The following is a 22,114-nucleotide window of genomic DNA, read 5'->3' as shown; positions in this document are numbered from 1 at the left end:
CGGCGGCCCCTTCTCTCGACGCGTCGACGACAGCGCCCATGACCTCAGGTCAGGTCGCGCACCGCCGCGTACCCCGCGCGGGTCCCGGGCTCGGGGTCCGCGTCGTAGCCCGTGCTCGACGACGTCTCCCACCGGGGAGCCTCCGCCTCGCCCGACAGCACCCACGCCGCCTGGCGAGCGGCGCCGTCGGCCACGTACTCGCCCGGCTCGGGGACCGTGACGGGCAGGCCGAAGACCTGCGGTGCGATGCGCCGCACCGCCTCGGACTGCGCGCCGCCGCCGATGAGCTGGAGGCGCTCGACCTGCACGCCCTGCGCGCGCAGGGCGTCGAGCCCGTCGGCCAGGCCGCACAGCATGCCCTCCACGGCGGCCCGCGCGAGGTGCGCGGGCGTCATGGTCGCGAGACGCATGCCGTGCAGGGTGCCGCTCGCGTCCGGCCGGTTCGGCGTGCGCTCGCCCTCGAGGTAGGGGACGAGCACGAGGCCGTCGGCGCCCGCCGGGGCCTGGAGCGCGAGCCGGGACAGGCCCGCGTGGTCCACGCCCAGGACCCGCGCGGTCGCGTCGAGGACGCGGCTCGCGTTGAGGGTCACCCCGAGCAGCAGGTAGTTGCCCGTGGCGTCGGCGAAGCCGTTGACGAGCCCGCTCGCGTCGGCCGTGGGGGACGTCGCGATCGCGGAGACGACGCCCGAGGTCCCGATCGAGACCGCGACGTCGCCCGCGCGCATGCCGAGGCCCAGGGCCGCGGCCGCGTTGTCCCCCGCGCCGGGGCCGATCAGGGCCCCGTCGCTCACCGCGGCACCGGCGACGGTGGCCGAGGCCACGCCGCCGTCCTCCCCCGGGCCGAGGACCCGGGGCAGCACCACGTCCGAGCGTCCGAGCGCGAGCTCGAGCAGGTCGGTGCGGTAGGCCCCGCGCCCGCCGTCGGCCGAGGCGTCGAAGTAGCCCGTCCCGGACGCGTCGGAGCGATCGGTCACAAGTGCGCCGAGGTCGGGCTCGAGGCCCTCGCTCCGCGGGCCGTAGCCGGCGATCCGCCACGTCAGCCAGTCGTGCGGGAGCGCGACGGCCGCGACCCGTGCCGCGTTCTGCGGCTCGGCGTCGCGCAGCCAGCGCAGCTTGGTCACGGTCAGCGACGCGACGGGCACGGACCCGACGGCCTCGGCCCACGCCTTGGCCCCGGCACCGGGGTCCCCGGCGCCGAGCTCACGGACCAGGTCCTGCGCGGCGCCGGCCGAGCGGGTGTCGTTCCACAGGAGCGCGGGACGGATCACCTCGCCGTCGGCGTCGAGCACGACCATGCCGTGCTGCTGACCGCCCACGGCCAGGGCCGCGACGTCGTCGAGCCCGCCCGCGACCTCGGCCGCGGTGCGGAACGCCGCCCACCAGGCGTCGGGCGAGACCTCGGTGCCGTCGGGGTGCGACGCCGAGCCCGAGCGCACCAGCGCCCCGGTGCGCGCGTCACGGACGACGACCTTGCACGACTGCGTCGACGAGTCGACCCCTGCGACGAGGACGCCGGCGGCCGACCCGGGAGAGCCGCCCATCAGCCGATCAGGTGCTTGAGCGCGAGCTGGTTGAGGCGCACGAAGCCGAAGTCGCGCTCGGCGGCGGCCTCGACGTCGAACTCCTCGTAGGCGCCGCGGTCCGCGATCAGGTCGGCGACGGTCTCGCCCGCACCCAGGGTGCTCTCGCCGAGCTCGAACACGCCCGCGTGCTTGAACGCGGCCTGGACCTCGGGGTCGGCCCGGTACTCGGCGGACTTGCGCGCGAGCATCGAGTAGGTCTCCATGTTGGCCTTGGCCGAGTCCCAGACGCCGACCTCGTTCTCGGTGCGCGAGGGCTTGTAGTCGAAGTGGCGGGGGCCCTCGTAGCGGGGTCCGCCGTTGGGGAAGCCGCTCTCGATGAGGTCGACCGTGAAGAACGCGGAGAGCAGGTCGCCGTGGCCGAACACGAGGTCCTGGTCGAACTTGATGGACCGCTGGCCGTTGAGGTCGATGTGGAAGAGCTTGCCGGCCCACAGCGCCTGCGCGAGGCCGTGCGTGTAGTTCAGGCCCGCCATCTGCTCGTGGCCCGTCTCGGGGTTGAGGCCCACGATGTCGCCGTGCTCGAGCTTCGCGATGAGCGCGAGGGCGTGCCCGATGGTCGGGAGGAAGATGTCGCCGCGGGGCTCGTTGGGCTTGGGCTCGAGCGCGATCTTGATGTCGTAGCCCTGGTCCTTGATGTACGCGGCCGTGAGGTCGAGGCCCTCGGCGTAGCGCTCGTGCGCGGAGTGGAGGTCCTTGGCGCCGTCGTACTCGGTGCCCTCGCGGCCGCCCCACATGACGAACGTCTTGGCGCCGAGAGACGCGGTGAGGTCCACGTTGCGCAGCACCTTGCGCAGCGCGTAGCGGCGGACGCCGCGGTCGTTCGAGGTGAGGCCGCCGTCCTTGAAGACGGGGTGGCTGAAGAGGTTGGTCGTGACCATCTCGATGGTCAGGCCGGTCTCGTCGGCGGCCTTCTTGACCTCGCCGAGGAGCTGCTCGCGGGTCGCGTCGTCGGAGCCGAAGGGCACGACGTCGTCGTCGTGGAACGTGAAGCCCCACGCGCCCAGGTCGGCGAGCTTGCGCACGGACTCGGCCGGGTCGAGGTGGGGGCGGCTGGCTCCGCCGAACTGGTCCTGGCCGGTCCAGCCCACGGTCCACAGGCCGAAGGAAAAGTTGATGTTCTGGTCGATCGCGTCAGCCACGACAGTCTCCTCGTCGAGATGGGCCGGCTCCGTCATCGAGCAGGCCGTCATTTGTTGTATGGATGAACTTATGCGGTCCTGTCGGTAAGGTCAAGACGTGAACCGCGACGAGTCCTCGACCGGCGTCAGGACGCCCACCCGGGCGCGCCCCACGGCCGCCCGCCAGCACACCCTGCGCGAGTACAACCTCGCCCTGGTCTCCCAGGCGCTCTTCGACGCGCCACGCCCCCGCTCGCGCGCCGACATCGCCGCCGCCACCGGGCTCACGCGCGCCACGGTGTCCGTGCTCGTCGACCAGCTCATCGAGGCCCGCCTCGTGCGCGAGCTCCCGCCCGTGACCCCGCTGCGCGCCGGACGCCCCGCCGTCCCCCTCACGCCCGCCGAGCGCACCATCGTCGGGCTGGGCCTCGAGGTCAACGTCGACTACCTGGGCGGCACCGTCCTCGACCTCACGGGGCAGGTCGTCGCGCAGGAGGTCGTGCCGGGCGACCTGCACGGCAGCGACCCGGCCGAGGTCCTCGGACGCCTGGGCGCGCTCGCCCGCCGCCTCGTCGAGGACGTCGAGGCCCAGGACATGCAGGTCGCGGGCGCGCGCCTCGCGCTGCCCGGCCTGGTCGACGCCCGCGCGGGCCGCCTCCAGGTCGCCCCCAACCTCGGCTGGTCCTCGTTCCTGCCCCTGCCCCTGCTCGGCCTGCCCGACCGCCTGCCCGTCGAGATCGCCAACGAGGCCAACCTCGCGGGCCTCGCGCAGCTCGTCGCGGGTGCGCAGGACCACAGGCCCGACGACGCCGCTCCCCCCGTGCCGTCGTCGTTCCTCTACGTCTCGGGCGAGGTGGGCATCGGCTCCGCGATCGTGATCGACCGCGAGCTCTTCCTCGGGAACCGGGGCTGGAGCGGCGAGATCGGGCACGTCGTGGTCGACCCGCACGGTCCGCGCTGCCTGTGCGGCGCCACGGGCTGCCTCGAGCAGTACGCCGGCAAGGACGCCATGCTGCGCGCGGCCGGCATCCCCGTCGACGCGCCCGTCGAGACGTTCCTCGAGGCGCTCGCGGAGGGCACGCCGTCGGCCCGCGAGGCCGCGACCTCGGCCGGGACCGCGCTGGGGCGCGCGCTCGCGAACTTCGTCAACCTCGTCGACATCGAGACCGTGCTGCTGGGCGGCATCTACACCGACCTGCTGCCCTACCTGCGCGAGGCCCTGACGACCGAGCTCACGACCCGCGTCCTCGCGTCGCCCTGGACCGAGCTCGACCTGCGGCCTGCGCTCGTCGCGGGGCACGCGGCCATGATCGGCGGCGCGCGCACCGTGCTGCGGGACGTGGTCGCGGCGCCGTCGGCGTGGACGACGAGCGACTGACCCGGTCACCTCGAGGCGTCGCGGGCGCGCACCGGGCGCGCACCGGCCGGTGGCCGGTGTGACCCGCGACGCACCGTCCGCCGGGAGAACGCGGGTACCGTCGTTCGTTGGACCACCGGGGACACCCACGCCCCTGATCTGGTTGACCCACCCTCGGAAGGACCGGGCATGACGACCACCCACATCCTGCAGGCGCGCGACCTCTGGGCCGGGCACGGCGGCGAGGACGTCCTGCGCGGCGTCTCGATCGAGCTCGCGGCGGGGCAGGAGCCCGTGGGGATCGTCGGCCCGTCGGGCGTCGGGAAGTCGACGCTCGTGAGCGCGCTGCTGGGCGAGGTCAAGCCCTCGAGCGGGGCCGTGACGTGGGGCGGACGGACCGTGACGCGCCTCGGACGGCGCGACAAGAAGACGTTCAAGGCCGCGGTGCGACGCGTGTCGCAGGACGGCCTGCCGGGCATCGACCCCGCGAGCACCGTGACGCACGTGCTCAAGTCGGGGCTCACCGACGCACGCAAGGGCGGGCGCCCCTCGGGGCAGTCGATCGAGGACCTCCTGGACCTCGTCGCCCTCGAGCACCGCTACGCGGACCGCCCGCTGCGCACGCTGTCGGGCGGCGAGCGTCAGCGCGTGGCCATGGCCCGTGCGCTCGCGACGCGACCCGACGTGCTGCTCCTCGACGAGCCGCTCACGGCGCTCGACCCGACCATGCGCGGCGAGATCGCCGGGCGGGTCAAGGAGACGGCCACGCGGCTCGGCACGGGCGTGCTCCTGGTGTCGCACGACCTCGAGCTCGTGCACCGCATGACGTCGTCGGCGCACCTGCTGGTCGACGGCGAGTTCGTCGAGTCCGGTCCGCTGCAGCAGGTCCTCGCGGAGAGCGAGCACCCCGTGGTCCGTGAGCTCGCGGAGGCCGCGCCGCTCGCGGTCCAGCGCTGGAGCTGAACGGAGCGCCCTGGGCTACGTGGCGGCCGAGCCCGTGGGTCGTCAGGCGACGTGTCGTCGCGGACTGACGCGCCTCGGGCTCGGCCGCCGGGTCGAGCGGGTGGGCTCAGCGCGTCGTGCCGTCGATGGCGAACGGCTCGATCGCCGCGATCTCCTCGGCCGTGAGCGCGGGGGCGTCGAGCGCCGCGACGTTGTTCTCGAGCTGCGCGACGCTGCTCGCCCCGACGAGCGCCGACGTGATGCGCTCGTCGCGCAGGACCCAGCTCAGCGCGAGCTGCGCGAGCGACTGACCGCGCCCGGCCGCGATCTCGTTCAGCGCACGGGCGCGCTCGAGGTACGTCTCGGAGATGGCGGCGGGCTTGAGGAAGTGCCCGACGGCGGCGCGCGAGTCCGCGGGCACCTCGCCCGAGAGGTAGCGGTCCGTGAGCAGGCCCTGCTGGAGGGGCGAGAAGACGATGGTCCCGACGCCGAGGTCCTCGACGACGTCGAGCAGGTTCTCGCCGTCGTCGTGCCCGGCCTCGGGCAGCTCGACGTGCCGGTTGAACATCGAGTAGCTGGGCTGGTGGATGAGCAGGGGCGTGCCGAGGTCGGCGAGGATCTGCGCGGCCTCGCGGGTCTGGGAGGGCGAGTAGTTGGAGACGCCGACGTACAGCGCCCGCCCGCTCACCACGGCCGTGTGGAGCGCGCCCATGGTCTCCTCGAGCGGGACCGTGGGGTCGAACCGGTGCGAGTAGAAGATGTCGACGTAGTCGAGGCCCATGCGAGCGAGGGACTGGTCGAGCGAGGACAGCAGGTACTTGCGCGAGCCGCCGTCGCCGTAGGGGCCGGGCCACATGTCGTACCCGGCCTTGCTCGAGATCACGAGCTCGTCGCGGTATGGCCGCAGGTCGCGCGCGAGGTGGCGGCCGAAGTTCTCCTCGGCCGAGCCGTAGGGCGGGCCGTAGTTGTTCGCGAGGTCGAAGTGCGTGATCCCCAGGTCGAACGCGCGGCGCAGGATCGCGCGCTGGTTGTCGAACGGGTTGACGTCGCCGAAGTTGTGCCAGAGGCCCAGCGACAGCGCGGGCAGGGCGAGGCCGCTGCGACCGGATCGCCGGTACGTCATGGACTCGTAGCGGTCGTCGGCGGCGAGGTAGCGGGGTGCGAGAGGCATGCTGCCATTCTGCACCCAGCCCCCCACGGCGGTCTGCGGGCCGCTCGCAGTCAGGAGCGACCCGCAGGAACTCAGGCGTCCGCCGGCGGGATCGGGAAGTTCGCCGAGAACAGGTTCGTCGGGTCGACCTGACGCTTGACCTGACGCAGGCGCGAGAGCGTCGGCTCGGGGAACGCCTCGCGCAGGCGCTCGGGACGCGGGTCGGTCTCGAACGACAGGTAGAGCCCGTCGGTGTGCGGGTGCACGAGCTCGTCCCACGCGCCGTCGATCCCGCCGGGTCCGCGGCGCGACCCGAAGGCCGCGACCGAGAAGTTCTGCGTGCGGTGCGCGTACGCCGTCGCGTCGGGCGCGACGTCGTTGACCGCCCCGCCGACCGCGCGGAGCTGGAGGAGCTGCGCGCCGCCGCCGTCGAGGAAGCGGGCGAGGTCGCGGGCCGTGGCCTGGTCGACGTGCTCGATCAGGCCCGAGCGCGAGCCGGGCTCTCCGCCGCCCGAGTGCTGGGCGTCGGCCCGGCGCACGATGCCCGAGTACGGCGTCAGCACGGCCTGGTGGTCGAGCAGAGGGGCCGAGTCGGCGAGGGACTCGAGCGCGCGGATCGCTGCCCCCGTGTCGTCGTCGGCCCACACGGTCATGAGCTGGGCCATGGGGCCACGTCCGCCGCGAGCCCCGCTCATGTGCAGGAAGCTCGTGAGCTCGCGCGGCGCCGACTCGACCGTCGCGGCCCAGCGCTCGAGCAGTCCCGCGGTGTCCGACGCGTCGAGCACCATGGTCGAGTAGACGAGGTCGGTCACGGGCGTCGCCTCGACGTCGACCCAGGTCACGACGCCCATGTTGCCGCCCGCGCCGCGCAGGGCCCAGAAGAGCTCGGGGTCGTCCTCGGCGTCGACGACGCGCACCCGACCGTCCGCGGTCACGATCTCCGCCGCGACCACGTGGTCGATCGTCAGGCCGTGCTTGCGGCCCAGGAGGCCGATGCCGCCCGTCGTGGCGAGGCCGCCGACGCCCACGCCGCCCGAGTCGCCCGAGCTGATCGCGAGGCCGTGCGGGGAGAGCACCTCGGCGACCTGGCCCCACGTCCCGCCCGCACCCAGGCGCACGCGGTGCGAGCCGTCGTCGGGCACGGTGACCTGGTCCAGGGCCCCGACGTCGAGCAGCACGCCGCCGTCGTTGGTCGAGCGACCGCTGATGCCGTGGCCCGCCGAGCGGACCGCGAGCGGCACGCCCTGCTCGCCGGCCCAGACGACGGCCTCGGCGACCTCGTCCGCGGTGCGCGGGCGCAGCACGATGCCCGGGGCACCCGAGCGCATGTAGGTGTGGCGGACCGTGTCGTAGGCGCGGTCGCCCGGCTCGACCGCGCGCTCGGTCAACGAGTCGGGCAGGCCGTCGTAGTCAATCCCGTCGCGGCGGGCCGCCAGCGCGAGGGCGCCGCGACGGCGACCGGCGGGAGCCGTGCCGACCGACCGGCGCTCGGCCGCGACGAGCTCGCGCAGCGCCGGGGCGACCTCCTCGCCGAAGACCTGGATCTCGCGCGGGTCGTCGGTCGCGAGGACGAACCCGGAGACGCCGTCCTCGAGCGCGAGGTTGCCGAGCTCCTCGACCCACTGCTCGACGGGGCCCTGGAGGTAGCCCAGGCGGCTCGGGGTGAACCTGCCGTTGACGTTGACCATGCGGCGCACCGCGCTCGGGTCGCGTCCGGCCGCGACCGCGGCCTCGTCGATCACCGCGTTGCCCTTGGCGAGGTCGCCGGGCTGGAGGTATGACAGGGACGGCAGCCAGCCGTCGCCCTTGCGGCCGATGAGCCGCTGCATGCGCGGCTTGACGGCGCCGATCCAGATCGGGATGTCGTGCGCGGGGGCCGGGCCGCGCTTGGCGCCGTCGACCTGGTGGTGCGTGCCGTGCACGCGCAGGGGCGTGCGGTCGCTCGTGTCCCAGATGCCGCGGATGATGTCGACGGCCTCGTCGAGGGCCGTGACCGCCTCGCCCGGCGTCAGGCGCGGCGTGCCCATGGCCTCGATCGCGTCCCAGAACGCACCCGCCCCCAGCCCCATGGCGTACCGCCCGCCCGAGAGCAGGTCGAGGCTCGCGGCAGCGCGCGCCAGGACGGCCGGCGGGCGCAGCGGCAGGTTGAGGACGTTGCCCGCGACGTGCACGCGCTCGGTCGCCGCGGCGACCCAGGTCATGAGGGTCCAGGTGTCGAGGAACCCCGCCTGGTAGGGGTGGTCCTGGAAGGTCACGAGGTCGAGCCCCGCGTTCTCGGTGATCTGCGCGAGGCGCACGGGCGCCTGCGGGTCGCTGTTCTGCGGGGTCAGGAAGGTCCCGAGGATGAGGTCGTGGCCGTAGTCCGTCATGCGTGCGCGCTCCGTGTGCCGCGGGGGCGGCGGTCGTCTCCAAAGATCGTCTGAGTGACAGACGATATCACCAGCAACTCATCTTCCATCGAGATCATTCCGATGTATCCTGGTCCCGTGACCCTCACGACGCCGGACACCACCCGCACCCCCAGCCCCCTCGGCTGGCCGCTCACCGCGCTCCTGCGCGAGTGGAGCGCACGGGTCGACTCGCTCGCCGAGGACCTGCCCGACGGGACACGCTGCTACCAGGTGCTCTCCGCCGTCGTGCACGACACCCCGCCCAGCCAGGCCGCGCTCGCCGCGCGCCTCGGCATCGACCGGACCGTCATGACCTACCTCATCGACAAGTACGTCGGCTGCGACCTCGTCGAGCGGCAGGCCGACCCGACCGACCGTCGGACCCGTCGCATCGTCGCGACCGCCAAGGGACGCGAGGTCCTCGCCGACCTCGACGCCCGCGTCTCCGCCGCCGAGGAGGACCTGCTCGGAGGCCTCGACGCCGCCGACCGTGCGACCCTGCGCCGCCTCCTCGACCGCGCCGCCGACGGGGCGACCCACGACGAGGACCGGTGCGCCGTCGTCGTGCAGGGCATGGACGCCGCGTCCTCGACACGGGCCCGCACCCCCCGCTAGCCGCGCTCAGGGCGCAGGACGCGGACCGCGCGACGCCGCAGGAGCCGGGGCGTCGATCGTGCGGCGCGACAGCAGCGCCGCGACCAGGAAGCACACCGCCCCCAGGAGCGTGCCGAGGTTCGCCCAGAACGCGCTCACGAGCGAGTCCGTCTGCGGCACCACGTACGCCCCCACGGCCGACGCGCCGAACGCGACCGACCCCACGAGGTTGAGCCACGTCCCGTGCCACGTGCGCGCGTCCGCGTCCCACAGGTGGCCCCGGTCCCGGGTCGCGACGACCGCGAACGCGCTCGCGACGAGGAACGCGACCGAACCGTAGGCGTCGGGCCGCCAGCCCGCGCCCAGGCGCGCGGGGTCCGCGATCGCCGCCCCCAGGGCGGCCGCGGTGCTGATGTTGAAGAAGAGGGTCCCGACGAGCTGGACCGCCGCGGCCCACCAGTCCCACCGGTCGGCCGGGAGCGTGCCCCGACGCGGCACTCGGCGACCGCTGAGGCTGAGCTGGATCGCCGCCGCGAGCGTGAAGAAGACCGAGCCCACGCAGAACGTCACACCGACGACGACGGGTCCCACGGCCTGCGCGTAGAACGGCACCGCGCCGACCAGGAAGCACGCCGACCCGACGACGAACCCCCACGCCTCGCGGCGCAGGCGGCGCACGCGCGCGTCACCAGCCATGCGCCCAGCGTGGCACGCTGGTGCGCGGCCGTCTCGGCGGGCGGATCAGCGCGTGGGCGTCTGCACGACCTGCCCGGCCCACGCGAAGCCGCCGCCGAAGCCGATGAGCAGAGCGGGCACGCCCGCCGGGATCTTGCCCGAGTGCCACCACTTCGACAGGCCCAGCGGGATGCTCGCGGCCGACGTGTTGCCCGACTCCGTGATGTCCGTGACGACGACCTTGTCCTCGAGGCCCAGCGCCTTGGCGAGCGGCTCGATGATGCGCAGGTTCGCCTGGTGCGCGACGAGCACCTCGATGTCGTCGAGCGTCAAGCCCGACTTCTCGACCGCGGCACGCGCCCGGTCCGCCGCACGCGTGATGGCCCAGCGGAACACCGCGCGCCCGTCCTGCACGAACTTCTCGTCCGGGGCCTCGATGAGCACGGCCGGGGTCAGCTCGGGCTCCGAGCCCCACGCGACCGGACCGATCCCCGGGGTGACGGTGCCCTGCACGACGAACGCGCCCGCGCCGTCGGCCGTGAGGATGCACGTCACGCGGTCGGTCCAGTCCGTGAAGTCGGTGAGCTTCTCGGCGCCGATCACGAGGGCCGTGGTCGCGGAGCCCGTGCGGATCGCCTGGTCCGCGAGCGCCAAGGCGTGCGCGAAGCCCGAGCACGCGACGTTGACGTCCAGGATCACGGGCCCGACGACGCCGCGCAGGTCGGGTGCGTCCTCCTCCTCGGGCGTGGACTGGCCGGGCATGACGCCCGTGCGCAGGTTGTACGCCACGCGGCCCGCGGTGTTGGGCGAGCGGTCGCGCGCCGTGGCCGTCGCGACGATGACCATGTCGACCTCGCTCGCCGCGACGCCGGCGTCCTGCAGGGCGTGCCGGGCGGCCGCGGTGGCCATGTCGGCCACGGTCTCGTCCTCGGCCGCGACGTGCCGCGTCACGATGCCCGTACGGGACCGGATCCACTCGTCGTTGGTCTCGACCAGCTGGGCGATGTCGTCGTTGGTGAGCGTCCGCTCGGGCTGGTGGTGGCCGATCCCGACGATGCGCGAGCCGGCGGCTCCGGTGAGGGTGAGCATGGGTCGATCATTCCCCCGGGTGGGCGGATCGACCAAGTCGTCGGCCTCGACGGCCGGTCGACGAGCAGAGGAGCGGAACCGGCCCCAGCGAGCACGATCGTCACCCCGGCACGACGATGGGAGGAAGGGGGCACGACGCGGTGGCTCGGCGAACCGCGCACGCCTCACGTGGCAACCACGACGAAAGAGGCATCGGCATGTGCACAGGCATCAGGTTCTCGGACGGTCAGGGAAGCACCTACCTCGCACGAAACCTCGACTGGACCAGCGGTTACGGTGAGCAGGTGGTGCTGACGCCCACGGGCTACGCGCCGAGGTCCCCGTTCGGCGCGGTGTCCGGCATCAAGCACGCGACCATCGGCATGGGCATCGTGGAGGAGAGCACGCCGCTCTACTTCGACTGCGGCAACGACGCGGGCCTGGCCGTCGCAGGGCTCAACTTCCCGGGGTACGCGGCCTACGCCCCCGGCCCCGTCGACGGCGCGGTCAACGTCGCCGCGTACGAGTTCCCCCTGTGGGTGAGCTCCCAGTTCGCGAGCGTGGACGAGGTCGAGGCAGCGCTCGCGGACGTGGTCATCGTCGACAAGCCGATCAACGACAAGTACCCGAGCTCGCTGCTCCACTGGATCATCGCCGACGGGAAGCGCGCCATCGTGGTGGAGCACACCAGCGAGGGCATGCAGGTCTTCGACGACGACGTCGACGTCCTGACGAACCAGCCCGGGTTCGCCTGGCACCACGAGAACCTGCGCAACTACCTCAACACCTCGCCCGAGTTCCCCCAGGAGACCCAGCTGGGCAGGGCGCACCTCACCCCGTTCGGCTCGGGCTCGCACATGCGCGGCATCCCCGGGGACTACTACTCGCCCTCCCGGTTCGTCCGTGCCGCGTACGTCAACGCCCACTACCGGACCAAGGGGACCGAGGAGGAGAACGTCTCCCGGGCCTTCCACACGCTGCAGCAGGTCGCGATGGTCGACGGGTGCGCCGCGATGGGCTCGGGCGAGTTCGAGATCACGATCTACACCGGGCTCTTCTCCTCGCGGACCGCGACGTACTACTGGAACACCTACGACGACCCGACGGTCCGCAGCGTCGCGATGGCCGAGCACGCGACGGACGGCGAGGAGCTCGTCCTCGCGTAGACCTCTGTCGCGGGCCGACCCCAGGGCCCTCCCACCGTCTACCGACGGTCGAGCGCAGCCCGTTCGTCGTCGCGCGGTGCGAGGACCACGGGGTCGCCCTCGCCGTCGAAGACCCGCACGGGGCGGGTCTCGTCCCAGCGCTGCCAGCCCGGGTCGCCCGTCGTCGCGAACGCGACCCAGGCGGAGTGCATCGAGGTCGCGAGCGACTGCGGGGCCTCGGGCCCGGCGAGCGCCCGCGAGTCCGGCGTCGCCAGGCCGTCGAACACGAACCCCAGCTCGACGGCGTGGGCCGCCCCGAGGTCCGCGACCGGGCTGCGCCAGGCGAACTCGTACACGTAGGTCTCGGCTCCCGCGGACCGGCGGGCGTCGGCGACCCGCTGGAGCGGGACGCGCAGCAGGACGTCCGTGGCGAGCGCCCCGAGGACGGCCCCCACGGGCGCCCCGGGGCGGTTGCGGCGGAACAGCCGGACTGCCCGTGCCGTGATCCCGACCTTGCGACGGGCCACCGCCAGGTGCAGGCGCCTGAACGTACCGAGCAGCCCCGTGGGGACGAACCAGAGGCGGTACTCCTCGGTCGTGGCGCCGACGAGCAGCGGGATCTCGCGCCCGGCCCCCGCCACGAGAGCGTCCTCGGGAGTGCGGGGCACCAGGTCGTCGTCGAGGCACAACGCGAACCCCGGTCCTCCCGTGAGCGGGGTCGCCCCGGCCGTGACGCGGTCCTGCGAGGCGACCAGCGCCTCGGGCAGGACGGTCGCGAACCCCTCGCGCGTCGTCGGGACGGCGAGGTCCTTGCCCATGGCGCGCGTAATACGCCCTGCCCGGGCTGCCGGCTGCGCGGACAGCGGTCCGCTCTGCACGATCGCGCGCGCGACGAGCCCCGGTGCCGAGGGGTGCGCCAGGATCGCCGAGACCGTGTTCCCGCCCGCCGACTGGCCTGCGAGCGTCACGCGCCGCGGATCGCCGCCGAACGCCGCGACCTCGTCCTGGACCCAGGCGAGCGCCGCGAGCTGGTCGGCCAGGCCCAGGTTGCGCGGCGCACCGTCGAGCACCGAGAACCCCTCGGCGCCGAGCCGGTAGTTGACCCCGACGAACACGACGCCGTCCTGCGCGAACCGCGTCCCGTCGTAGCCCGCCAGCGCGTTCGACCCGTGCGCGAGCGACCCGCCGTGCATCCACACGAGCACGGGCAGCAGCTCGGTGCCCCGCTGCGCCGGGGTCCACACGTTGACGTGCAGGACGTCCTCGCCGTCGATCGTCACGGTCGGCAGCAGCTCGCCGAGCGCACCCGGGTACGGAGACTGCGGGGACGTGGCCCCGTACCGGGTCGCGTCCCGCACCCCGTCCCAGGGCTCGACCGGACGGGGCGCGGCGAAGCGACGGTCACGGAAGGGCGGCGCCGCGTACGGCACCGCGAGGAACCGCTCGACGCCGCCCGCGACCGTCCCCTCGACCGCGCCCTTGCCCGTCACGACCCGTACCCGGCCGGCGACCTCGCTGTCAGCGCTCATCCCGTCATGGTCTCTCCGGTAGGCCCGTGGTGTCGGCGGCGCGCCGGTCGCGCGCGGGACGGGCGTGGCGCCGTCGGGCCTGGCGGGATCGGGTCGGACTTGCCAGACTGCTGCGATGCCCGACGACGAGGTCGCGACCAGCCCCTCCGGGGCAGCACACCCGATGGCGCCCACCGCGCAGGCCCGCCCGGCCCACCCGGTCCTGCGCGCCGTGCTGCTGGCCGCGGCCGCGCTGGTGGTGCTGGTGTGGAGCGCCAACCTCGAGGTCGTGTGCGCCCTGGCCGGGGGTGGGCCGGACGGTTCCTTCGTCATGACACCTCCCTGCCCGGCGCAGAGCACCCGGACGGCCGCCGCCGTGGTCGCGGCGGTCGTCGTCCTCGGGGCGCTCGTCCTCCTGCTGGTCGTGCGCCGTCGGCCGTGGGCCCTGCGCCCGGGGACGGGACGCGCCCTGTTCGTGGCGTTCGTGCTCGTGACCGCCGTGGCGGTCGTCGCGGCGTTCTTCTCGACCGGGGTCGCTCCGGCGATCTAGGGTTCGGTGGATGTCGAGCATCCAGCGGTTCCGCGGCCGCATCGCCGGGTGGGGCACGGCGTCGGGGACCCGACTGGTCGTCGGCAGGTGGGACGTTTCCCCGTTCGGCGCGTTCGCCGACGTCATGGTGGAGCGGCCCGACGGCGAGCGCGTCCTTCTCGCCCCGTCGCACCAGGTCGCGGACCTCGTCGCGACGACGTATCGCTTCGACCGGGTCGAGGTGTGCCCCGTCGCCGTGTCCGAGGACTGGCACGTGGTCGCCGGGCCGCTCGAGGCGTGGGTCGGCGTCGGGCGCCGGACGGTGCTCGGCGGCGTACTGCGCGTGGTGCCCCGGCGGGTCGCCGCCTCCCACCGGACGACGGTCCTCACCGACCCGGTCGCTCGGGTCCTCCTCCGCGGTGTCCGGACGCGTGGGAGCGCCGGACCCGGCCGGGTCGAGCACTACGGCGCGACGGACGTGCACGAGATCACCGGCGCCTGCACCGAGTGGGCCGGCGAGCCGCTCGGGGACCTGCGGGACGTCGACCCGCCCGTCCGGTTCGGGTTCGGTTCCACGCCGCGCCGACCGGCCGTGACGGACGTCGTGACGACGATCGTCGGGCGCTGACGCGTGCACGGGTGGCCCCGTTGCCGGATGATCGGTGCCATGCGCAGCACACTCATGAACCACGTCGAACAGCCGGGCGAACCGGGGAGCTTCCAGCTGCAGAACGACCGCATGCTCAAGGTCGACCTCGCGGGCACGGGCGGGTTCTTCTACGCCCGTCAGGGCTCGATGGTCGCCTACCAGGGTGACGTCGACTTCGCGTACGAGGGCTCGGGCGGCGTCGCCAAGATGTTCAAGAAGGCCTTCACGGGCGAGGGCATGTCCCTCATGAAGGTCTCGGGCAGCGGCGACGTCTTCCTCGCGCAGGACGCGGACCAGGTGTTCGTCCTGCACCTGGAGGACGAGGCCGTCACGGTCAACGGGTCGAACGTCCTCGCGTTCGAGAGCACCCTGACCTGGGACATCAACCGTGTCGAGGGCGCGTCCATGATGAGCGGCGGCCTCTTCAACACGACGTTCACGGGGACGGGTTCGCTCGCCGTGACGGCGTACGGGACACCCGTGGTCCTCGACGTCGACGAGCCCACGTACGTCGACATGCAGGCCGCGGTCCTGTGGTCGAGCTCTCTCACGTCCACGATCCGCAAGACCGCGAAGCTCTCGGCCGCGATCGGCCGCGGGTCGGGCGAGGCGTACCAGCTCGGTCTCACGGGGCGCGGCATCGTCGTCGTGCAGGCCTCGGAGGGGCACCCGGTCCCGACGGCGAAGTAGCACGGGGTACCGGCGGCCGGGACGCCGGACTGCCGACGGAGCCGAGAGGAGGAGGCCGTGATCGGGCTCGAGCTCGTCGTCGTCCTCGGCGTCGTCATCGTCGTGTGCGGGATACTCGCGCGCCGCACCCGGGTCGCGGACCCGATCCTGCTGCTCGTCGCGGGGATCGCGCTCGGTTTCGTCCCGGCGCTGCGGCAGGTGCACCTGCCGCCCGAGCTCATGCTGCTGGTGTTCCTCCCGGTGCTCCTCTATTGGGAGGCCATCACCATCTCGCTGCGGGAGATCCGCGCGACGCTGCGCGGGATCGTGCTGACGAGCACGCTGCTCGTGGTCGTGACGGCTGCCGCGGTCGCCGCGGCGGCCCATGCGCTGGGCCTGCCCTGGGGACCCGCGTGGGTGCTCGGGGCGGCGGTCGCGCCGACCGACGCGACCGCCGTCGGGGTCCTCGCGCGGGCGCTGCCCCGACGCACGGTCACGGTCCTGCGGGCCGAGAGCCTCGTCAACGACGGCACCGCGCTCGTGCTCTACGGCGTCGCGGTGGGCGTGACCGTGGGCGAGGAGACGCTCAGCGCCGGGCACGTGACCTGGCTGTTCGTGCTCGCGTACGGGGGCGGCATCGCGGTGGGTCTGCTCGTCGCGTGGCTCGCCGTCCAGGTGAGGCGCCGCATTGACGACCCGCTGCTGGGCAACGTCGTGGTCCTGCTCATCCCGTTCACGGCGTACCTGCTCGCCGAGCTGATCGAGGCGTCCGGGGTGCTGGCCGTGGTGGTGTGCGGGCTGGTCATGAGCCAGGTCGGGCCGCGGATCGGGCGCGCGGTGACCCGGCAGCAGACCGTCGCGTTCTGGTCGGTCTCGACGTACCTCATCAATGCGTCGCTGTTCGTGCTCGTGGGGCTCGAGGCGCAGTCCGCGGTACGCAACCTGGTCTCGGAGGACCTCGTGACGGCGGTCGTCGGGGTCGCGGTCGTGTGCGCGGTCATCCTCGTGGTCCGGTTCGGCTTCCTCGTGCTCTCGGCGTACACGATCCGGCTCGTCGACCGGCGACCCTCCCAACGCGGGCGGCGCGTCACGAACCGGGCGCGCGCGGTCAGCACCGTCGCGGGGTTTCGGGGCGCGGTCTCGCTCGCCGCGGCGCTCGCCGTACCGACGACCCTGAGCTCGGGGGCTCCGTTCCCCGACCGGGACCTCATCGTGTTCATCACGTGCGGCGTGGTCGCGACGACGCTCGTGGTCCAGGGACTCCTGCTGGCTCCCACGATCCGGTGGGCCCGCCTGCCCGACGACGACGGGGTCGCCCGCGAGCGCCGGCTCGCCGACGAGACGGCTGCGCAGGAGGCCCTCGACGCGTTGCCCGACGTCGCGGCGGCGCTCGGCACCGACCCGTCGGTCGCCGACCGCCTGCGCGGTGAGTACGAGGAGCACCTGACGCTGCTGCGCGCCCGGGACGCGGAGGGCGACGAGGGCGGCGAGCCGGACCCCGCGGTGCGCCTCGACGACGAGTACACCGAGCTGCGGCTAGCGCTCCTGGCCCGCAAGCGCGACACGGTCGTGCGGCTGCGCGACCAGCGCGCGATCGACGACACCGTCCTGCGTCAGGTCCAGGCGCGGCTCGACCTGGAGGAGATCCGGCTCAGCCGGGGCGGCCCTGCGCCGGAGTGAGCGGGCCCCGCAGCGGAGCGACCCGGCCCCCGCCGCGGCCAGTCGACCGGGGCTCTCGGCACGTGGTCAGCGCGACCTCGATCTCGCGGGAGAATGGAGAGCTGGGTGCTGCGTCCCGCGCGGATGCGCCCCACCCCCTCGACCTCGATCGCGCAGGAAACTGCAGGAAGCCACAGGACGTTCCAGTGCCCTCAGCGGACCAGCCCACCACGACCTCCAGCACCACCGCTCCCGCGGCCGCCTCCCCGGCGAGCCCCGCGAAGGAGCGGGCGACCGTCCTCGCGGAGGCCTCGCGCCGCCGCTCGTTCGCGGTCATCAGCCACCCGGACGCGGGCAAGTCGACGCTCACCGAGGCGCTCGCGCTGCACGCCAACGCGATCCGCGAGGCGGGGCGCGCGGACGGCAAGGCGGGCAAGCGCACGGTGTCCGACTGGATGGACATGGAGCAGGACCGCGGGATCTCGATCACGTCGGCCGCGCTGCAGTTCACCTACCGGGACGCCATGATCAACCTGGTCGACACCCCGGGCCACGCCGACTTCTCCGAGGACACGTACCGCGTGCTGTCCGCGGTCGACGCGGCCGTGATGCTCGTCGACGCGGCCAAGGGGCTCGAGGTCCAGACCATGAAGCTCTTCGCGGTCTGCAAGCACCGCGGCATCCCCCTCATCACCGTCATCAACAAGTGGGACCGTCCGGGCAAGGACGCGCTCGAGCTCATGGACGAGATCCAGGAGCGCACGGGCCTGGTCCCGACGCCGCTCACGTGGCCCGTGGGCGTCGGCGGCGACTTCCGCGGTGTCCTGGACCGCCGGACCGGTCAGTACGTGCACTACACCCGCACGGCCGGCGGCACCACCATCGCGCCCGAGGAGGTCATGGACCCGGACGCGGCCCTGACACGCGAGGGCGACGCCTGGACGACCGCCGTCGAGGAGGCCGAGCTGCTCGCCGACACCAACGGCGACCACGACCAGGAGTCGTTCCTGGCCGGCCAGACCACGCCGGTGCTGTTCGGCTCGGCCGTGCAGAACTTCGGTGTCCACGCGCTGCTCGACGTCCTGGTCGACGTCGCCCCCTCCCCCTCGCCGCGCGTCACCGTGAACGAGGACACACGTCCCGTGGAGGCACCCTTCAGCGCGTTCGTCTTCAAGATGCAGGCTGGCATGGACACCGCGCACCGCGACCGCCTCGCGTTCGCGCGCATCTGCTCGGGCGTGTTCGAGCGCGGCATGGTCGTGAGCTCGGCCCGCACGGGCAAGCCCTTCGCGACCAAGTACGCCCAGCAGGTCTTCGGGCGCGAGCGCACGATCGTCGACACGGCCTACCCGGGCGACGTCGTGGGCCTCGTCAACGCGGCGGGCCTGCGCGTGGGCGACACGCTGTACCTGGACAAGAAGGTCGAGTTCCCGCCCCTGCCGACGTTCGCGCCCGAGCACTTCGCGGTCATGCGCGCCAAGGACGTCTCGCGCTACAAGCAGTTCCAGCGCGGCGTCATGCAGCTCGGCGCCGAGGGCGTCGTCCAGGTCCTGCGCTCGGACCTGCGCGGTGACCAGGCGCCCGTCCTGGCCGTGGTCGGGCCCATGCAGTTCGAGGTCGCCGAGCACCGCATGGCGACCGAGTTCAACGCGCCCGTGACGCTCGACCGCCTGGGCTACTCGATGGCGCTGCGCACCACGAAGGACTGGGTCGCGAAGCTCAACGAGCAGCCGGGGGTCGAGGTGCTCCAGCGCGAGGACGGCGAGTACCTGGCGCTCTTCCCGGACCGCTGGCGCGTGACGTCGGTGCGCAACCGCCTCGACGACGTGGTGCTGCTCGAGGACGAGATCTTCGGCTGACGCGCCGGGCGCGACGGCCGCAGCGCCGTAGATGCCCGCAGAGCCCTCGACGCCCGACGGCGGAGCGCCCCCACGTACCCGGGTGCGCTCCGCCGTCGGGCGTTCTCGTGCAACGACGTGACGGCACCTCAGTGCGTGTCGTCGCTCCTGTCCTGCCCGTGGGGAGCCAGCACCGCAAGCACCTGGTAGGCGCGCCGCGCCGGGTCGGGCGACTCCTTGGCCTCGGTGAGCGCGCGGTCGGCCCAGCGTTCGAGCAGGTCCGCCAGGTCCTGCGTCATCTCTGCGGCCAGACCTGGCGTGAGGACGAGCGCGTTGATCGCGAGCAACCGGTCGTCCAGCCGGGCCTTCTCGTCGTTCGCCTCGACGAACAGGCGCTCGGCCCACACCAGTGCCGGGCGGACGACCTCCCGGACCGTCTCGGGCGACCCGGGGTCGACGACGTACCTCTCGGCGACGTTGGTCCACACGCGGTCGCGCCGGTCGCGCGCGTGCTCGGGTGCCTCGGCGATCATGCCCGCCTTGGCCAGCACCCGCAGGTGAAAGCTGATGGAGTTCGCGGGCTCTCCGATCGCCTGTGCGAGGTCCGCGGCCCGGGCGTGCCCGAGGGCCGCGAGCTCCGTGAGGATCCGCTGCCGCATGGGGTGCGCGACGGCCCGGAGCGCCGTGGGGTCCTGGACGTGGAAGGTCTCGCGCATCCCCCGAGGCTAGCAACGTCGTCGCCGTCCGCACGACCACTTGCGCAATTATCATTGCGCATCAGTTGTTGCGAGACTACGGTGTGTCGCATGTCGACCACCCAGAGCACGCCGCCACCTCCCCGCGCCTCGACGGACACCGCGGCCCCGGACCCGGTCCTGCTCTCCGACTCACCCGCAGCACCCGTCTCGCCAGAGCCCCCCGGCGACGCCCCCTCCCCCGCTCCACCCCTCCTGCGCAACCGGTCGTACATGCTCCTGATGTCCGGGCTGACGACCGAGTCGCTCGGAGCCGGCCTCGCCCTGTTCGCCGTCCCGCTCGTCGCCTACTCGCTGACCGGGTCGGTCCTCCAGGCCGGAGCCGTCGCAGCGGTCGGCCAGGTCGGGGCCCTGCTCGCGACGCTGCCGGCCGGCGTCGTCGCGGACCGCGTCGACCGGCGTCGGCTCATCGTCGCCGCGAGCGCCGTGGGCGCCGCCCTCTGGGTGACCGTGGGCGTCGCAGCAGCGCTCGGATCGCTCACCGCCTGGCACCTCGCGCTGGTGCTGTTCGGCGCCTCGGTCGTGGGAGCCTTCGTCGACCCCGCGACGAGCGGAGCCTTCCGCTCCGTCGTCCCGACCCCCCAGCTCCCGACCGCGCTCGCCGCGTCCCAGGGGCGGGACGCCGTCGCGAGCCTGCTCGCAGGCCCCGTCGGCGGCCTGCTCTTCGCCGTCGGGCACGCGGTCCCGCTCGTCGCAGCGGCGATCGGGTCGGCCGCGACCGCGGCATGCACGTGGGCTGTGCGCGAGCCACTCAACGGCGACACCGCGGAGGCCCGCACGACCCGACCCGTCGAGGCGCTGCGCCAGGGGCTGCGCTTCGTCTGGTCGGTCCCGCTCTTCCGGACGCTCCTGGGCCTCTTCGTCGTCATCAACGTCGCGTTCGGCGGGCTGCTCGTCGGGATCAACCTCGAGCTCGTCCGGACCGGGGTCGCCCCCGTCCTCATCGGGGTCATCGACCTCGCCGTGGGTGCGGGCATCCTCGTCGGGGCCGTGCTCGCACCGCGGCTCGTCGCGCGCGTCCGGGCCGGGGCGCTCACGGTCGCCGCACTGATCACCCTCGCCCTCGGCGCGACCCTCATGGCCGCCCTCCAGACCTACCCCGCCTACGTGGCCGTGCTGCCGCTCGCCGTCCTCCTGGTCCCGGCCGTCAACGCGGGCCTCGCGGGCTACGCAGCGGCGATCACCCCGCTCGAGATGCAAGGACGCCTCGCCTCGATCATGGGACTGACCGGGCTCGCCGCCGGACCCCTGATCCCGCTCGTCGGGGCCGGGTTGCTCGACCGGTTCGGGATCGGGACCGCGCTCGTGGCGCTCGCGGGGCTGCTCGTCGCCACGGTCGCCGTCATCGCAGCGGCACGCCCGCTCTGGCGCGTCGGCACCCCGGAGACGTGGGCCGACGACGCGCTGCCGTCGGCCGCCAGGACCACGGACTGACCTCGCGCCGGCCGGGCGCCGGTGTCAGGACGAGCGTGCACCGCAGACCGTGCTCGTCCTGACAGGCGCTCAGCGCGCCAGGTCCGCAGGGTCCGTGTTCGCCCCGCACAGCACGACGGCGACGCGCTCGCCGGGGTCGGGCACGTACGTGCGCGACTCGAGCGCCGCGAGCGCCGCCGCGGCCCCGTGCTCGACGACGAGCCGCCGCTCGTCCCACAGGTGCCGGCGCGCGGCGACGATCGCGTCGTCGGACACCAGGACCGAGCGCACGTCCGCGTGCTGCGCGAGCGACAGCGCCATCTCGGAGGTGCGGCGGGCGCCGAGCGAGTCGGCGGCGACCGACGCGACGGGGACGTCCACCACGCGACCCGCGTCGAGCGCGGCGCGCAGGGCCTGCGCACCGTGCGGCTCGACCGCCACGACCCTGATCCCGTGCGGACGTGCCGCGGCGGCCACGCCGCTGAACAGCCCGCCGCCGCCGACCGCGACGACGACCGTGCTGACGTCGGGGCGGACCGCGACGATCTCCTGCAGGAGCGTGCCCGCGCCCGCCGCGATCAAGGGGTTGTCGTAGGCGTGCGACGCCAGGGCCCCGGTCTCGTCCGCGAAGGACTGCGCGGCGTCGAGGGCCTCGGCGTACTCGGACCCGACCTGGTGGACCTCGGCGCCGAGGGTGCGCAGGCGCGCGACCTTGACCGGCGGCGCGGTCTCGGGCACGAAGACGGTCGCCCGGACCCCGTGCGCCCTCGCCGCCCACGCGTTCGCCATGCCCGCGTTGCCGCCCGACGCGATCACGATCCCGGCGTCGGGCAGCGTGCCTGCGTCGAGGTGGGCACCCACGAAGTTCAGGGCTCCGCGCGCCTTGAACGAGCCCGTGTGCTGCATGAGCTCGAGCGCGAACACGCCCGTCGCGGCACCGAGAGCACCCGGGTCCATGGGGGCGAGCGCGACGGGCCGAACCTGCCCCGCGATGCGCTGCGCCGCGGCGAGGACGTCGAGGTGGTCGATGGTCATGCGGAGTCCTCCGGGGGTGAGCGGCGGACCGGTAGGC

General features: G+C 73.7%; 19 protein-coding genes. 10 read left to right on the top strand and 9 right to left on the bottom strand.

The window, feature by feature from the left end:
* Positions 1–44 precede the first annotated feature (44 nt).
* Together xylB and xylA are read right to left on the bottom strand one after the other, a co-directional pair.
* On the bottom strand, positions 45–1,541 hold the full coding sequence (gene xylB / locus H9640_RS16395) for a xylulokinase (RefSeq protein ID WP_191791849.1): 1,497 nt from the start codon (positions 1,539–1,541) through the stop codon (positions 45–47).
* On the bottom strand, positions 1,541–2,758 hold the full coding sequence (xylA, locus tag H9640_RS16390; RefSeq protein WP_191791848.1) for a xylose isomerase: 1,218 nt from the start codon (positions 2,756–2,758) through the stop codon (positions 1,541–1,543). The genes xylB and xylA overlap by 1 nt, the downstream gene beginning before the upstream one ends.
* 61 nt (positions 2,759–2,819) lie before the next feature.
* On the opposite strand from xylA, the gene H9640_RS16385 reads away from it, so the two are divergent.
* Both H9640_RS16385 and H9640_RS16380 read left to right on the top strand, forming a co-directional pair.
* Positions 2,820–4,079: an ROK family transcriptional regulator gene (locus H9640_RS16385; RefSeq protein ID WP_191791847.1), complete on the top strand. Its 1,260-nt coding sequence runs from the start codon at positions 2,820–2,822 to the stop codon at positions 4,077–4,079.
* A 168-nt stretch (positions 4,080–4,247) separates the two neighbouring features.
* Positions 4,248–5,021 carry an ABC transporter ATP-binding protein gene (locus H9640_RS16380; protein ID WP_191791846.1) on the top strand — a complete coding sequence of 258 codons (774 nt, stop codon included), beginning with the start codon at positions 4,248–4,250 and terminating at the stop codon, positions 5,019–5,021.
* 106 nt (positions 5,022–5,127) lie between these two features.
* Here the strand turns inward: H9640_RS16380 and mgrA are convergent, their stop codons facing one another.
* Both mgrA and H9640_RS16370 read right to left on the bottom strand, forming a co-directional pair.
* The gene (gene mgrA / locus H9640_RS16375) at positions 5,128–6,171 is read right to left on the bottom strand and encodes an L-glyceraldehyde 3-phosphate reductase (protein WP_191791845.1); all 1,044 of its coding nucleotides are present in this window, start codon (positions 6,169–6,171) and stop codon (positions 5,128–5,130) included.
* 71 nt (positions 6,172–6,242) lie between these two features.
* Positions 6,243–8,519 carry an LLM class flavin-dependent oxidoreductase gene (locus tag H9640_RS16370; RefSeq protein WP_191791844.1) on the bottom strand — a complete coding sequence of 759 codons (2,277 nt, stop codon included), beginning with the start codon at positions 8,517–8,519 and terminating at the stop codon, positions 6,243–6,245.
* Positions 8,520–8,636: 117 nt separating this feature from the next.
* Between H9640_RS16370 and H9640_RS16365 the strand changes: the two genes are divergently transcribed.
* Positions 8,637–9,155 carry a MarR family winged helix-turn-helix transcriptional regulator gene (locus H9640_RS16365; RefSeq protein WP_318243812.1) on the top strand — a complete coding sequence of 173 codons (519 nt, stop codon included), beginning with the start codon at positions 8,637–8,639 and terminating at the stop codon, positions 9,153–9,155.
* 6 nt (positions 9,156–9,161) lie between these two features.
* On the opposite strand, the gene H9640_RS16360 is transcribed toward H9640_RS16365, so the two are convergent.
* Positions 9,162–9,830, bottom strand: coding sequence for a YrhK family protein (locus tag H9640_RS16360; protein ID WP_191791842.1), 669 nt, complete (start codon positions 9,828–9,830; stop codon positions 9,162–9,164).
* Positions 9,831–9,875: 45 nt separating this feature from the next.
* On the bottom strand, positions 9,876–10,898 hold the full coding sequence (locus H9640_RS16355; protein WP_191791841.1) for a 3-oxoacyl-[acyl-carrier-protein] synthase III C-terminal domain-containing protein: 1,023 nt from the start codon (positions 10,896–10,898) through the stop codon (positions 9,876–9,878).
* Positions 10,899–11,095: 197 nt separating this feature from the next.
* Between H9640_RS16355 and bsh the strand changes: the two genes are divergently transcribed.
* Entirely contained in the window at positions 11,096–12,043 is a 948-nt protein-coding gene (gene bsh, locus H9640_RS16350; protein ID WP_191791840.1) for a choloylglycine hydrolase, read from the top strand.
* Positions 12,044–12,081: 38 nt separating this feature from the next.
* Here bsh and H9640_RS16345 read toward each other — a convergent pair whose 3' ends face one another.
* On the bottom strand, positions 12,082–13,551 hold the full coding sequence (locus H9640_RS16345) for a carboxylesterase/lipase family protein (protein WP_191791839.1): 1,470 nt from the start codon (positions 13,549–13,551) through the stop codon (positions 12,082–12,084).
* A gap of 115 nt (positions 13,552–13,666) precedes the next feature.
* Here H9640_RS16345 and H9640_RS16340 point away from each other — a divergent pair, with 115 nt between their 5' ends.
* The 5 genes from H9640_RS16340 to H9640_RS16320 all read left to right on the top strand — a co-directional run bounded on the left by H9640_RS16340 (position 13,667) and on the right by H9640_RS16320 (position 18,895).
* The gene (locus H9640_RS16340; RefSeq protein WP_191791838.1) at positions 13,667–14,080 is read left to right on the top strand and encodes a hypothetical protein; all 414 of its coding nucleotides are present in this window, start codon (positions 13,667–13,669) and stop codon (positions 14,078–14,080) included.
* Between the two features lie 10 nt (positions 14,081–14,090).
* Positions 14,091–14,687 carry a hypothetical protein gene (locus H9640_RS16335; protein ID WP_191791837.1) on the top strand — a complete coding sequence of 199 codons (597 nt, stop codon included), beginning with the start codon at positions 14,091–14,093 and terminating at the stop codon, positions 14,685–14,687.
* A 39-nt stretch (positions 14,688–14,726) separates the two neighbouring features.
* Positions 14,727–15,398, top strand: coding sequence for an AIM24 family protein (locus H9640_RS16330; protein ID WP_191791836.1), 672 nt, complete (start codon positions 14,727–14,729; stop codon positions 15,396–15,398).
* Positions 15,399–15,455: 57 nt separating this feature from the next.
* Positions 15,456–17,057 (top strand): Na+/H+ antiporter, encoded by a 1,602-nt coding sequence (locus H9640_RS16325; RefSeq protein WP_191791835.1) that lies wholly within the window; start codon positions 15,456–15,458, stop codon positions 17,055–17,057.
* A 185-nt stretch (positions 17,058–17,242) separates the two neighbouring features.
* Positions 17,243–18,895 (top strand): peptide chain release factor 3, encoded by a 1,653-nt coding sequence (locus H9640_RS16320; RefSeq protein ID WP_191791834.1) that lies wholly within the window; start codon positions 17,243–17,245, stop codon positions 18,893–18,895.
* A gap of 128 nt (positions 18,896–19,023) precedes the next feature.
* Here H9640_RS16320 and H9640_RS16315 read toward each other — a convergent pair whose 3' ends face one another.
* Positions 19,024–19,590, bottom strand: coding sequence for an ArsR/SmtB family transcription factor (locus H9640_RS16315; RefSeq protein WP_191791833.1), 567 nt, complete (start codon positions 19,588–19,590; stop codon positions 19,024–19,026).
* A gap of 90 nt (positions 19,591–19,680) precedes the next feature.
* On the opposite strand from H9640_RS16315, the gene H9640_RS16310 reads away from it, so the two are divergent.
* Positions 19,681–21,063: an MFS transporter gene (locus H9640_RS16310; protein WP_191791832.1), complete on the top strand. Its 1,383-nt coding sequence runs from the start codon at positions 19,681–19,683 to the stop codon at positions 21,061–21,063.
* Positions 21,064–21,132: 69 nt separating this feature from the next.
* Here H9640_RS16310 and H9640_RS16305 read toward each other — a convergent pair whose 3' ends face one another.
* The gene (locus tag H9640_RS16305) at positions 21,133–22,077 is read right to left on the bottom strand and encodes a threonine/serine dehydratase (RefSeq protein WP_191791831.1); all 945 of its coding nucleotides are present in this window, start codon (positions 22,075–22,077) and stop codon (positions 21,133–21,135) included.
* Positions 22,078–22,114 lie beyond the last annotated feature (37 nt).

The organism is Oerskovia gallyi (assembly GCF_014836745.1).
GTDB lineage: Bacteria > Actinomycetota > Actinomycetes > Actinomycetales > Cellulomonadaceae > Oerskovia > Oerskovia paurometabola.
This window is presented reverse-complemented; position numbering and strand designations above follow the sequence as displayed.